General features: G+C 70.7%; 10 protein-coding genes and 1 pseudogene. 7 read left to right on the forward strand and 4 right to left on the reverse strand.

From position 1 onward, the window contains the following. Nucleotides 1–32 precede the first annotated feature (32 nt). The 3 genes from AC3IF3_RS03005 to rsmA all read left to right on the forward strand — a co-directional run bounded on the left by AC3IF3_RS03005 (nt 33) and on the right by rsmA (nt 4805). Entirely contained in the window at nt 33–2612 is a 2580-nt protein-coding gene (locus AC3IF3_RS03005; protein ID WP_243973442.1) for an LPS-assembly protein LptD, read from the forward strand. Nucleotides 2613–2814: 202 nt separating this feature from the next. After that, nucleotides 2815–3930: a 4-hydroxythreonine-4-phosphate dehydrogenase PdxA gene (pdxA, locus tag AC3IF3_RS03010; RefSeq protein ID WP_489227211.1), complete on the forward strand. Its 1116-nt coding sequence runs from the start codon at nt 2815–2817 to the stop codon at nt 3928–3930. Further along, nucleotides 3927–4805, forward strand: a complete 879-nt coding sequence (gene rsmA / locus AC3IF3_RS03015; protein WP_489227213.1) for a 16S rRNA (adenine(1518)-N(6)/adenine(1519)-N(6))-dimethyltransferase RsmA — start codon at nt 3927–3929, stop codon at nt 4803–4805. Before pdxA ends, rsmA begins: the two co-directional genes overlap by 4 nt. Before the next feature lie 27 nt (nt 4806–4832). Here rsmA and AC3IF3_RS03020 read toward each other — a convergent pair whose 3' ends face one another. The 3 genes from AC3IF3_RS03020 to AC3IF3_RS03030 all read right to left on the reverse strand — a co-directional run bounded on the left by AC3IF3_RS03020 (nt 4833) and on the right by AC3IF3_RS03030 (nt 7767). Further along, on the reverse strand, nt 4833–5795 hold the full coding sequence (locus AC3IF3_RS03020; protein ID WP_489227215.1) for a TIM44-like domain-containing protein: 963 nt from the start codon (nt 5793–5795) through the stop codon (nt 4833–4835). A gap of 116 nt (nt 5796–5911) precedes the next feature. Continuing rightward, nucleotides 5912–7009 carry a two-component system sensor histidine kinase NtrB gene (locus AC3IF3_RS03025; protein ID WP_489227217.1) on the reverse strand — a complete coding sequence of 366 codons (1098 nt, stop codon included), beginning with the start codon at nt 7007–7009 and terminating at the stop codon, nt 5912–5914. Nucleotides 7010–7134: 125 nt separating this feature from the next. After that, nucleotides 7135–7767, reverse strand: coding sequence for a S24 family peptidase (locus tag AC3IF3_RS03030; protein ID WP_243973437.1), 633 nt, complete (start codon nt 7765–7767; stop codon nt 7135–7137). Between the two features lie 318 nt (nt 7768–8085). Between AC3IF3_RS03030 and AC3IF3_RS03035 the strand changes: the two genes are divergently transcribed. From AC3IF3_RS03035 to AC3IF3_RS03050, 4 genes and pseudogenes are all read left to right on the forward strand, one after another. After that, nucleotides 8086–8436, forward strand: coding sequence for a DUF952 domain-containing protein (locus AC3IF3_RS03035; protein WP_489227218.1), 351 nt, complete (start codon nt 8086–8088; stop codon nt 8434–8436). Then, on the forward strand, nt 8433–9509 hold the full coding sequence (locus tag AC3IF3_RS03040) for a quinone-dependent dihydroorotate dehydrogenase (protein WP_489227219.1): 1077 nt from the start codon (nt 8433–8435) through the stop codon (nt 9507–9509). Before AC3IF3_RS03035 ends, AC3IF3_RS03040 begins: the two co-directional genes overlap by 4 nt. A 159-nt stretch (nt 9510–9668) precedes the next feature. Then, nucleotides 9669–10919: pseudogene (locus AC3IF3_RS03045) on the forward strand (molybdopterin-dependent oxidoreductase); the annotation flags it as partial. Between the two features lie 277 nt (nt 10920–11196). Next, on the forward strand, nt 11197–11490 hold the full coding sequence (locus AC3IF3_RS03050; protein WP_489227220.1) for a hypothetical protein: 294 nt from the start codon (nt 11197–11199) through the stop codon (nt 11488–11490). Here the strand turns inward: AC3IF3_RS03050 and AC3IF3_RS03055 are convergent. Continuing rightward, nucleotides 11471–12364, reverse strand: coding sequence for an HpcH/HpaI aldolase/citrate lyase family protein (locus AC3IF3_RS03055; protein ID WP_243973432.1), 894 nt, complete (start codon nt 12362–12364; stop codon nt 11471–11473). The two genes, AC3IF3_RS03050 and AC3IF3_RS03055, sit on opposite strands and share 20 nt — an antisense overlap. Nucleotides 12365–12409 lie beyond the last annotated feature (45 nt).

Genomic DNA, 12409 nt, shown 5'->3' on the forward strand with positions numbered 1-12409 from the left:
GGCGGCAGACGTCACAGGGGTTGGGACGCGCGTTGCGTAAGGTCACCGACATCCTGCGGAAGGTAGGTCTCCTGGCGATGCTGGCGCTCGCCGCGCCGCTGGCGGGAGGCCTGTCGGCGCATGCCCAGGGTTTGCCCGAACTCAGGACCGGCAAGCCGGGCGAGAAGCTCCTCGTCGAGGCCGACGAGCTGATCTACGACAACGACCACAGCACCGTGACCGCCCGGGGCAACGCCGAGCTGCATTACGGCCCGCGGACGCTTCAGGCCGACCGGGTGCGCTACGACCGCAACACCGGCCGCGTCTTCGCCGAGGGCAACGTCCGCCTCACCGAAGCCGATGGCGGCGTCGTGACCGGCGCGCGCATGGAACTCACCGACGACTTCAAGACCGGCTTCGTCGACGCCTTCCGCGGCCAGCAGACGGTGCAGCGCAAGTTCGAGACGGTGCGCACCCGCTTCTCCGCCCCCCGGGCGGAGCGCCTGAACGGCGAGCAGACCAGCTTCGAGTCCGGCAGCTACACCGCCTGCGAGCCCTGTAAGGACCACCCCGAGACGCCGCCGCTCTGGCAGATCAAGGCGCAGAAGATCATCCACGACAACGAGACCCACACGGTCTACTTCGACGATTCGACCCTTGAGATCGCCGGGATCCCGGTCGCCTATCTGCCGTATTTCGAGGCACCCGATCCCACGGTGAAGCGCAAGACCGGCTTCTTGACGCCGCGTTTCATCTCGACGACGGCCCTGGGCAGCGGCGTGTCGCTCCCCTATTTCGTGGATCTCGCGCCCAACTACGACCTGACCCTGACGCCGACCGTGCTCAGCCGCCAGGGCGTGCTGGCACAGGGCGAGTTCCGCCAGCGGATCGACAACGGCTTCTACAACCTGCGCCTGTCCGGCATCTCGCAGACCACGCCCTCGGCCTTCCTGCCGAGCCCCCTCGGGGCCGGCGAGCGCGATTTCCGCGGCTCGGTCGAATCGCAGGGCCGGTTCTACATCAACGAGCGCTGGCGCACCGGCTGGGACGTCGTCGGCGTCACCGACAAGTGGTTCCTCGACAATTATCGGATCCGCAACCAGAACATCACCACGGATTATTTCCGTGAGGCGACCTCGACCGGCTACCTGATCGGCCAGGGCGACCGCTCGTGGTTCGAGGCGCGGGGCTACTACTTCAAGGGACTGTCGAGCTTCGACTGGCAGAAGCAGCAGCCGATCGTCGCGCCGGTCATCGACTACGACAAGCGCATCAACGGCCCCGCGGAGATCGGCGGCGAGGTGCGCTTCCAGGCCAACATCACCAGCCTGAACCGCGAGACGACCCAGTATCAGGGCCTGCCGCGCACCGCGAGCTACCTGTTCTCGCCGAGCGTGAACGGCGTGAGCTTCCCGCTCTATCAGACCTGCACGGTGTTCCAGCGCGGGACCTGCGCGATCCAGGGGCTCGCCGGCAACAACACCCGCGCCTCGGCGGAACTCTCCTGGCGGCGCAGCTTCATCGACGACATGGGTCAGAAGTTCACGCCCTTCGCCTATCTGCGCACCGACGCGTTCTTCAACAGCACCAGCTTCTCGGGCTACCAGAACGACCTCGTCCCACAGATCGCGCACGTCGATCAGGGATTGGCCGGCCGGGTGATGCCCGCGATCGGCCTGGACTACCGGTATCCGTTCGTCGCCAATTTCGGCGCGCTCGGCGTCCATACCCTGGAGCCGATCGGCCAGATCATCGCGCGCCCGTCCGAGACGCGGATCGGCCACCTGCCCAACGAGGACGCCCAGAGCCTCGTCTTCGATGACACGTCGCTGTTCGAGTGGGACAAGTTCTCGGGCTACGACCGGGTCGAGGGCGGCGTGCGCACCAATCTCGGCGGCCAGTACTCGGTCGTGACGCCGTCGGGCTGGTACGCGAACGTCCTGTTCGGCGAGTCGATCCAGCTCGCCGGCGTCAACTCGTTCCGCCGCGGCGACATCGCCGATGTCGGCCTCGATTCCGGACTGGAGACCCAGCGGTCGGATTTCGTGGGGCGGTTCCAAGTCTCGCCCAACCAGAACATCACCTTCATCACCCGCGCCCGCTTCAACCAGGCCGACTTCCACGTGGCGCGGTTCGAGACCGGCGCGACGGCACGGTTCGCGCCGTTCCTGCCGCTGACCCTGTCGGCCTTCTACTCCTACTACGAGGCGCAGCCGCTGCTGGGCTACAGCCATTACCGCGAGGGCATCACCGCCACCGCCACCTACAACATCACGCCGAACTGGTTCATCTCGGGCTCGCTGCTGGTCGACCTCACGCACTATCTCGACGTGCGCAACACCTATCAGGACGCGCTGACCTCCTACCTGGCGAACTCGGTCGGGACCGTGCCGGTCTACCAGAATCCGGGACGGTTCTACCTCTCGGGGGCGAGCTTCGGCGGCGGTTATCAGGACGAGTGCACCACCGTCTCGCTGAACTACATCAACTCGCCGATCGCCACCGCCACGGGCGTGCGCGAGCGCAACCAGACGGTGCTGCTGCGGGTCGAGCTGAAGACGCTCGGCGAGGCGGATCTTCGCCAGAACGTCGGCACGGCGACCACGGCGGACGGCATCGCCTCGGTGCGGTGACGGTCCGCGGATTGGCTTGCGGCTTCACCCATCGCGGTTGGGAACACAGTCGGGTCGCCGGGTATGGCACCGCGGAGGTGGCACGCGCCCTCCCTCCCCCGGAGAGGGGGGGAGAACCACGCGGATCCGGCCTCCTCAAATGGAGAGGTGGGAACAGAACAGCGCGGGTGCGCCTACGCCGCGCCGGCGCTATAGACCGTCCATGCCGCCGCTTGCCCTCACCCTCGGAGACCCCGCCGGGATCGGTCCGGAACTGGCGCTCAGCGCCTGGCTCGGGCGCGGCGGCGCGGATCCGCTGCCGCCCTTCTTCCTGGTGGGCGATCCGGCCTTCATCGAGCGCCTGGCCAACCGTCTCGGACGCCTCGTTCCCGTGGCCGAGGTCGATCCCGAGACCGCCGCCGAGGTCTTCCCCCGGGCCCTGCCGGTGGTGCCGCTGCCGAGCGGCGCCACCGTCGAAGCGGTGCCCGGGCTGCCGGATACGGTGAATGCCGGCGCCACCATCGAGTCGATCACCGCTGCGGTGGGCTTCGTGAAGGCCGGGCGTGCCAGCGCCGTGGTAACCAATCCGATCGCCAAGTTCGTGCTGACCCGGGCCGGGTTCGCCCATCCGGGCCACACCGAGTTCCTGGCGGCCCTCGCGGTGCCCCCCGGCCTCACGCCGCCGCGGCCGGTGATGATGATCTGGAGCACCGACCTCGCCGTGGTGCCGGTGACGATCCACGTGCCCATCAAGGACGTCCCCCGCCTCCTCACACAGGAACTGGTGGAGGAGACCGCCACCATCGTCGCCCGGGACCTGCGGCAAAGATTCGGCCTGCCCGAGCCGCGCCTCGTCCTGGCCGGTCTGAATCCCCATGCGGGCGAGGCCGGCACGATCGGCCATGAGGACCGGGATGTGCTCGCCCCCGCGGTGGCCCGCCTGCGCGCCGCCGGCATCGACATCCGCGGGCCCCTGCCCGCCGACACGCTGTTCCACGCCCGCGCCCGCGCGACCTATGACGTCGCCCTGGCGCCGACCCACGATCAGGCCCTGATCCCGATCAAGACCATCGCGTTCGACGACGGCGTCAACGTCACCCTCGGGCTACCCTTCGTGCGAACCTCGCCGGACCATGGCACCGCCTTCGACATCGCCGGCCAGGGCATCGCGCGGGCCGACAGCCTGATGGCGGCCCTGCGCCTGGCCGCGCAGCTTGCCGCCAACGCAACCGGTCGCGCGCAGGCGCCCGACGGCGCCGACATCATCCCGTTCAGCATCTATGCCGGTCGGCCCCGGTCCCCGGGTGCCCGGCATTTCGAACCCGAGGACGAGCTGTGAGCGCCGGGGACGGTCTTCCGCCGCTGCGTGATGTCGTCGCCCGGCACGGGCTGGAGCCCCGCAAGGCGCTCGGCCAGAACTTCCTGTACGACCTCAACCTCACTGGCCGGATCGCCCGCGCCGCGGGGCCCCTCGAGGGCGTGACGGTGGTGGAGGTCGGCCCCGGCCCGGGCGGCCTGACCCGGGCGCTGCTGGCAGAGGGGGCCGCCCGGGTCGTGGCGATCGAGCGCGATGCCCGCGCCCTGCCGGCGCTCGCCGAGATCGCCGCCCACTATCCCGGCCGCCTCGACGTCGTCGATGCCGACGCCCTCGCCTTCGATCCGCGGCCCCTCGTGGGGTCCGGGCCGGCGCGGATCGTCGCCAACCTGCCCTACAATGTCGGGACGGCGTTGCTCACCGGCTGGCTCGACGGCGACGCCTGGCCGCCCTGGTGGGATCAGGCGGTGCTGATGTTCCAGCGCGAGGTGGCCGAGCGGATCGTGGCCGGGCCGGAGGAGCGGGCCGATTACGGCCGCCTCGGCGTCCTCTGCGGCTGGCGCACCGAGGCCGAGATCCTGTTCGACGTGAGCCCCTCGGCCTTCGTGCCGCCACCCAAGGTCACGTCGAGCGTGGTCCGGCTGGTACCGCGGGCGCGTCCCCTGCCCTGCCGGGCCGGGGCCCTTGAGGCAGTGACCCGTGCGGCCTTCGGACAGCGTCGCAAGATGCTGCGCCAGAGCCTCAAGGCGCTGACGCCGGAGGCCAGCCGCCTGCTGGACGCCGCCGGTCTGGCCGAGACGGCGCGGGCCGAGGAGATTCCGGTGGCGGGCTTCGTCGATCTCGCCAACCTCTGGGACGCACACAGAAACGCCGGCGCCGCTGTGACGGCGCCGGCGTAAATCACGCCCCCCGGGGCGCGGTTGCGGTCAGCGGGTCTGCTGGATCGCCGACAGCACCCAGCCACGGCCGGGCTGCCGCTGGAAGGTCCACAGTTCCGTGACCTCCGGCGCGTCGGTCTGCACGATCCGGCCGCTGCCGCGCTCCACCATCACGTCCTTGAGGGCGTAGCGCATGGCCACGGTGGCGTATTCCGTGCGGTCCTCGGCCCAGGCCTCTGCCAGGTCGCCCTGCAGGAGCTTCACGTCGGAGATCTTGTTCACGACGCCGCGGGCGGCGTTGTTGCGCAACTCCTCATCGAAGTAGCTCACCATCTCCGGCGTCGACAGATTGCCGAGCGTTACCCGATCCTCGCGGGTATAGGCATCCTGGACATCGGCAAGCAGCCGCTCGAACGCCTGGTAGTCGGCCGGGCTGACCTGCACCGGGCGCGTCTGCACGGGGCGTGAGCCGCCGAACAGGCCGCCCCCGGCCCCGGCACCACCCATCGGGCCGGCGGGACCCTGAGCGCCGTCCATGGACGAGCGCGTGTAGGGTGCGCCGGCCCCGGCCGGCTCGTTCCGGCGCCGGAAGAAGCGCAGGGCCAGCATCACCACGAAGACGACGAGCCCGATCTGGAACAGCAGCCCGATCATCGAGGTCAGGCCGCCGAGGCCGCCGAAGAAGCCGCCGCCCAGCAGGGCGCCGATCAGGCCGGCGCCGAGCAGGCCCGCGAAGAACCCGCCCCCGAACCGGCGGCCGGACGCGCCCGGAGCCTGCAGGCCCGGATTGCCCATGCCGGGGGACGGCGCCGTCTGCGAGCGCTGCATCGTCATGCCGCCGCCCGGCGCCGTCGGCGTGGCGGAGGGGGCCGTGAAGGTGCGCGAGCCGCGGGAGCCCATGGAGCCGCCCCCGCCCGGACGGGCTTCGGCGGCGGGCGCCGCGACGGTCAGCGTCGCGGCCAGTGCCAGGAGGGCGGCCACGCGCCGGCGGCGCGAGATCTGGGTCAACATGTACACGCCTCTGAGGACGAGAACTGAACGGCGCGGAGCGCCAGCAACAATATGGGAACGGCCCACCGCGCGTTTTAGTCCTGGCCGCGATCCACGCGATGCCGTTTCCCACAGATTCAGTGGAGCGTCCGCTCCGGCGCCGCCGGGAACGACAGCCGGACCTGAGTCCCCTCCCCGCTTCGGCTGTCGAGGGTGATCGTGCCGTTCTGACGTTTCATCAGGCCGTGGACGATCGCGAGGCCGGCGCCACGCCCCGCTTCGCGGCTGGTCTGGAACGGCGCCAGCGCCCGGGCGAGCATCTCGGGCGACATGCCCTGCCCGGTATCGCCCACGAGGATGCCGACGCTCCCCTCGCCCGGCGCCTGCATCGCGCGGTCGCCGGGATCGGTCCGGAAGGTCGACAGCGTCAGCATGCCGCCGGACGGCATCGCTTCGCAGGCATTGGCCACGAGATGCCGGACGGCGAACTCGATCTGCGTCGGGTTGCTGATCGCCCGCGGCAGGCCGGGCGTGGCCGTCACGGTCAGGCGGATCCCGGAGGGTAGATCGGACCCGATGCGGTCCGCGAGATCCGCCACGATGGCGTCGAGGTCGACCGCGCGCACCTCCGGCGCGATGCGGCGGGAATAGGCGAGCAGCTGCCGGGTCAGGATGGCGGCCCGCTCGGTCGCGTCGGCGGAGCGGGAGATCGCCCGCTGGATGAACGGTTCCTGGCGGTCGCCGAGCCGGCGCTTCAGACCGTCGATGTAGCCGATCAGGATCTGGAGGAAGTTGTTGAACTCGTGCGCGACGCTGTTGGTCAGCAGGCCCAGCGCCTCGCGCTGCCGGGACAGGGCGAGCGCCCCCTCCGCCTCGCGGCGCGCCGTGACGTCGATGAGCTGGCCGATCCGTCCGGTCGTACCGGGCAGAGGCGCCGTGGTGAGGCAGGCCCAGAAGCTCGTCCCGTCGGCATGTGCCGCCGTAAATACCTGGTCCCCGTCGCGGGCCGGATCGGGTGCGGTCGCACGGGCGGCCAGGATCAGGTCGAGACCCTGCCGGACCAGCGCCTCCGCCGGGTGGCCCGTGAGCCGCTCGGCGGCGGGATTGGCGTGGTGGATGTGGCCTTGCGCGTCGAGCAAAAGGCTCGGCGTGGGCAGGGCGTCGAAGAGCGTGCGGGCCTCGTGCGTCAGCGGCACGCGGGCCCCGGCATCTCGATCCGTCTCGGGCTTCGCCATGCTGCGTTCGCGCTCAGCGGATGCGGAAGGCCCGCGACGGGCCAGCGATAGCGGCGAACGGCGCTTCGGCCAAGCCGCGACCGAATCCGTGACCGAATTCGCTACAGGGCCCCGGGCCGTTTCGGCTACTGCCGCACCCACATCACCCGGGCGATCCAGGCGACCTCGCCGAGGTTCAGGACCCTGTCCTCGTGCTCGGGGTTGAGGGAGGCCAGCTCCACGGTCCGGGCCGTGCGCCGCTTCAACTCCTTGGCGAGCACCTCGCCCCCGTGCAGGCGGACCACGACGCGGTCGCCCTTGCGCACGCTGGCCGTGGGCGAGACGATCAGCACGTCTCCGTCCCGGAAGAGGGGCAGCATGGAATCGCCCTGGATCTCGAGGGCGAAGGCGCGCTCCTCGCCGAGATCGGGAAACTCGATCTCCTCCCAACCCGCGCCGCCGGTCGGCATGCCCTCATCGGTGAACAGGCGGCCGGCGCCGGCCTGGGTCAGGCCGATCAGCGGGACCATGGTGCGCGCCGGGATCTCGCGGGCCTCGATGAGGCGCAGGAACTCGTCCAGGCTCGATCCGGTGGCGGCCAGCACCTTCGACACCGATTCCGTCGACGGCCAGCGCTTGCGCCCGTCGGCGCCGACGCGTTTGGACCGGTTGAAACTCGTCGCGTCGAGCCCGGCGCGTCGGGCAAGGCCGGAGGCCGAATAGCCGTGGCGCTCGGCGAGCCGGTCGATGGCGTTCCAGATCTGCTCGTGCGACAGCATAGCGGGCTCGATGGATCACCCTGACGAGGCCGGCAACCCCCATCCCGCCAGCCCGGAATCGGCTGCCGTGGGGGCGCTGGAACGTTGCGCCGCCGGGTATGGTCGACACCCCGCGGTTACGAGCGGAAATACCAGACGTTGTACGGTCGTGCGCACATATCCCGGTTCGGACGCTGCGCTATGACGCTCGGCCTCATCGTAGGAAAGTAGAACTACGGCCCGCAGAATGCAATCGCTCCTCGAATCCCGGGGCGGTCCCGAGTTGCCGCGGGCGGGCGGCACCTCTATCCACCCACGCGTCGGTTCCGGGGAGCTTCGATGCCGCTCGTCTACAAGATCTGTCCACGGGGCCTGTGGCGGGAGGCCGAGGCGGCGGGCCGGTTCACGGGGGCGCCCATCGATCGCCAGGACGGCTACATCCACTTCTCCACGGCGGCGCAGGTCGCCGAGACGGCGGCCCGCCATTTCGCCGGGCAGGCCGACCTGCTCCTGATCGCCGTCGAGGCCGACACGCTCGGTGCGGCGCTGCGCTTCGAGCCCTCGCGGGGGGGCGATCTGTTCCCCCACCTCTACGGCGCGCTGCCGCTCGAAGCGGTGATATCTGTGGAGCCGCTGCCCCTGGGCGCGGACGGTCGCCACGTTTTCCCCACCGGGCTCCCCCCGGCATGATCGGGCGCGCCTTCCCGCTCGTGCTGCCGCTGCTGCACCGCCTCGACGCGGAGCGCGCGCACGATCTGACCCTGCGGGCCCTCGCGCTGATACCGCCTGTGGGGATTCCGAAGGACGACCCGCGCCTCGCCGTCGAACTCCTCGGCCGCCGGTTCCCCAATCCGGTCGGGCTCGCGGCCGGCTTCGACAAGGGCGCGCGGGTGCCGGACGCCCTGCTCGGCCTCGGTTTCGGATTCGTGGAGGTCGGTGGCGTCGTGCCGCGACCGCAGCCGGGCAACCCGCAGCCGCGGGTCTTCCGGCTGCGCGCCGACCGGGCGGTGATCAACCGCTACGGGCTGAACAGCGAGGGTCTGGCGGTGGTGGCCGCCCGGCTGCGGGCCCGGGCGGGCCGGCCCGGGATCGTGGGCGTCAATATCGGGGCCAACAAGGATTCGACCGACCGCCTCGCCGACTACGCCGCCTGCACGGCTGCCCTTGCGCCGCTCGTCGATTTCGTCACCGTCAACGTCTCCTCACCGAACACACCGGGGCTGCGCGACCTCCAGGGGGAGGCGTTCCTCGACGAGCTGCTCGCCCGGACGGTGGAGGCCCGCGACGCCGCGGGGGCTTCGGCGGCGATCCTGTTGAAGATCGCGCCCGACATGACCTTGGACGCCCTCGACGCCGTCTGCGCCACCGCCCGACGCCGGGGCGTCCAGGCGCTGGTGGTGTCGAACACGACGGTGGCGCGGCCGGAAAGCCTCGTCGAGCGGGGGCTCGCCCGGGAAACCGGCGGCCTGTCCGGCCGGCCGCTGTTCGGGCCGGCGACCCGGATGCTGGCGCAGGCCCGGCTGCGGATCGGGGATGCGGTGCCGCTGATCGGCGTCGGCGGCGTCGATTCGGCCGAGGCGGCTTGGATCAAGATCCTGGCCGGGGCGAGCCTCGTCCAGCTCTACTCGGCCCTGGTCTACGACGGTCCAGGGCTCGTCGGACGCATCAAGGCGGGCCTGCTGGAGCGGATGGACCGGGCGGGGGTCACGAGCCTGACGTCGCTGGTGGGCCGCGAGGCCGCGGATCTCGCCCGGGCCGCCTGAACGATCGCGAACGCCGTTTAGAAAGGCTTTGCGGAGCCGAAGCTTAGCCTGTGTCCGACGCATGAGGGGCCTGCGCCCGCACGCCATTGTGAGGCCCATGCGCAGACGCTTATCTCGCGTTTGCGAGATCGCTCGCGCCAGCCATTTCAGGACCGATCCATGGCCCAGTCCGAAGGGTCTTCCAAGCGTTCCTCCGCCGCCGGCGGCTGGGGCGCTCTGAAGAGCTGCGGCAAGCACCTGCTCGGCAGCCGCGCGCCGCTCACGGGCGCCCGTGCCCTGCTGAAGGCCAATCAGCCCGACGGGTTCGATTGCCCCGGCTGCGCCTGGGGCGATCCGGAGCACGGCTCGTCCTTCGAATTCTGCGAGAACGGCGTGAAGGCGGTCTCCTGGGAGGCGACCGACAAGCGGACGCCGCCCGCCTTCTTCGCGCGTCACACCGTGACCGAGCTGCGGAGCTGGAGCGACTACGCCCTGGAGGGTGAGGGCCGGCTCACGCACCCGATGCGCTACGATGCGGCAAGCGACCGCTACCTGCCGGTGAGCTGGGAGGAGGCCTACGCGGAGATCGGCGCGACGTTGCGCGGGCTCGATCATCCGGACCAGGCCGAGTTCTACACCTCGGGCCGCGCCTCGAACGAGGCGGCCTACCTGTACCAGCTCTTCGCCCGGGCCTACGGGACCAACAACTTCCCCGACTGCTCGAACATGTGCCACGAGGCGAGCGGCGTCGCCCTGATCGACGCCATCGGCATCGGCAAGGGCACCGTCCTGCTGGAGGATTTCGAGAAGGCGGACGCGATCTTCTGCGTCGGCCAGAATCCCGGGACCAACCATCCGCGGATGCTCGGCGACCTGCGCCGCGCCGCCGAGCGGGGCGCCGAGGTCGTGGTGCTGAATCCAGTACGCGAGCGCGGTCTGGAGCGTTTCGCCGACCCGCAGAACACCGTCGAGATGCTGCGCGGAGCGAGCCGCCCGATCGCCAGCCAGTACCTCCAGCCCCGCTCCGGCGGCGACATGGCGGCCTTCCGCGGCATCGCCAAGATCGTGTTCGCCCGCGATGCCGAGGCCCTGGCGGCCGGCCGCCCGTCGCTGCTGGACCACGCCTTCCTGGAGCACCACACGGCGGGTCTCGACGCCTACCGCGCCGCCGTCGAGGCGACCGCGTGGGAGGCCATCCTCGACCAGTCCGGCCTGACGATGGACGCGATCGCCGCGATGGCGGACGTCTATCTGAAGGCGCAGCGCGTGATCGCCACCTGGGCGATGGGCGTGACCCAGCACCGCCACTCGGTGGCGACCGTCCGCGAGATCGCCAACCTCCTGTTCCTGCGCGGCCATATCGGCCGTCCCGGCGCCGGGCTGTGCCCGGTGCGGGGCCATTCTACGGCTTGGACGACCGCTACCGCGGGGTCTACGGCGAGCGCCGGGTGCTGTTCGCGCACCCGGACGATTGCGCGGACCTCCGCGACCGGTTCGGGGAGCGGGTCGACATCGTCGGGACGCACGACGACGGCGTCGCCCGACGGGCTGAGGATTTCCGCCTCGTGCCCTTCGACATGCCCCGTGGCTCTCTCGCCGGTTACTATCCGGAGCTTAATGTGCTGGTGCCGCTCTCGACCTACGGTGAGAAGAGCGACACGCCGACGTCCAAGTCGGTGCTGGTGACCCTGCGGGCACGTGCCGCCGCGTGAGTCAGGCGCCCGACGAGGCGGCGTTCGTCGCCGCCCTCGCGCGGATCTCGGGGGCGCATTCGGACCTCGATCCGCTGGCGGCGGGACTCTTGGCGGCGCTGGACCTCGGCCTTCCGGGTGACAGCCGCGCCTTCGCCCGCACCTTCGGGGTGGAGCATGCCCTGGTGCTGCGTGCCTTGGCGGAGCTCGAGGCGGGCGGGCGGGTCGCCGTCACGGCCCGCGACGCGCGCACCCAGCGGACGCGCTTCACGGCAGCCGGCGGAGGGTGGGTCAGAACCCCTTCGCCTTGATCGCCTCGGCCCAGGTCACGGCGCGGCGGTTCACCCCGAGATGCTGCCGCTCGTAGAGCCGGCCTTCGAGTTTGATCGCGCCGCGCTTGGCGTATTCGGGGCGCTCGAACGCCTCAATCACCAGTTTTGCCCGGCGCACCTCCTCCTCGGTGGGCGCGAAGGAGGAATTGGCCGGCTCCAGCTGCGTCGGATGGATCAGCGTCTTGCCGTCGAAGCCGAGGTCGCGGGCCTGCCGACACTCGTCCCGGCATCCGTCCGTATCGGCGATGTCGTTGTAGACGCCGTCCAGGATCGCGAGACCCTCGGCCCGGGCGGCGGCGAGCGCCATCATCATCCAGGGCAGCATCGGGACCCGCCCCGGCACGATCTTCGCCCAGGTGTCCTTGGCGAGGTCGTTGGTGCCGAGCACCAGGCAGGTCAGGCGCTTGCGCGGATCGCGCTTGGCCCGGGCGATCTCCTGGATGTTGAGGATCGAGGCCGGCGTCTCGATCATCGCCCAGATCGCGATATCCTCAGCCGCGTCGAGGGATTCGAGCCGGTCGGCGATGCTCTCCAGCACGGCCGAGGACGAGACCTTCGGCATCAGGATCGCGTCGGGCTTGGCCTCGATGGCCGCGTGGAGATCCGCCTCGCCCCAGGGCGTCTGCGGCGCGTTGACCCGGATCACCAGCTCCCGGTCGCCATAGGCCCCGCTTTTAACCGCGGCGCAGACCTGCGTCCGGGCGATCTCCTTCTCCTCCGGGCCGACCGCATCCTCGAGGTCGAGGATGATGCTGTCCACGGGCAGGGATTTCGCCTTGTCGAGGGCGCGCTGATTCGAGCCGGGCATGTAGAGCACGCTCCGGCGCAGGCGCAGATCCGTCGTGATGGCCATGCGTGTCTTCCTCCTGCTTCGTCCCGCGGCCGCCGGGCGGCCTCC

Source organism: Methylobacterium sp. J-118, from assembly GCF_057836565.1.

What these genes read in the sequence shown, in the direction of transcription:
- pdxA (WP_489227211.1), top strand. Translation starts at nt 2,815, where the DNA reads ATGCCGCCGCTTGCCCTCACCCTCGGAGACCCCGCCGGGATCGGTCCG.
- AC3IF3_RS03020 (WP_489227215.1), bottom strand. Translation starts at nt 5,795, where the DNA reads ATGTTGACCCAGATCTCGCGCCGCCGGCGCGTGGCCGCCCTCCTGGCA.
- AC3IF3_RS03025 (WP_489227217.1), bottom strand. Translation starts at nt 7,009, where the DNA reads ATGGCGAAGCCCGAGACGGATCGAGATGCCGGGGCCCGCGTGCCGCTG.
- AC3IF3_RS03030 (WP_243973437.1), bottom strand. Translation starts at nt 7,767, where the DNA reads ATGCTGTCGCACGAGCAGATCTGGAACGCCATCGACCGGCTCGCCGAG.
- AC3IF3_RS03035 (WP_489227218.1), top strand. Translation starts at nt 8,086, where the DNA reads ATGCCGCTCGTCTACAAGATCTGTCCACGGGGCCTGTGGCGGGAGGCC.
- AC3IF3_RS03040 (WP_489227219.1), top strand. Translation starts at nt 8,433, where the DNA reads ATGATCGGGCGCGCCTTCCCGCTCGTGCTGCCGCTGCTGCACCGCCTC.
- AC3IF3_RS03055 (WP_243973432.1), bottom strand. Translation starts at nt 12,364, where the DNA reads ATGGCCATCACGACGGATCTGCGCCTGCGCCGGAGCGTGCTCTACATG.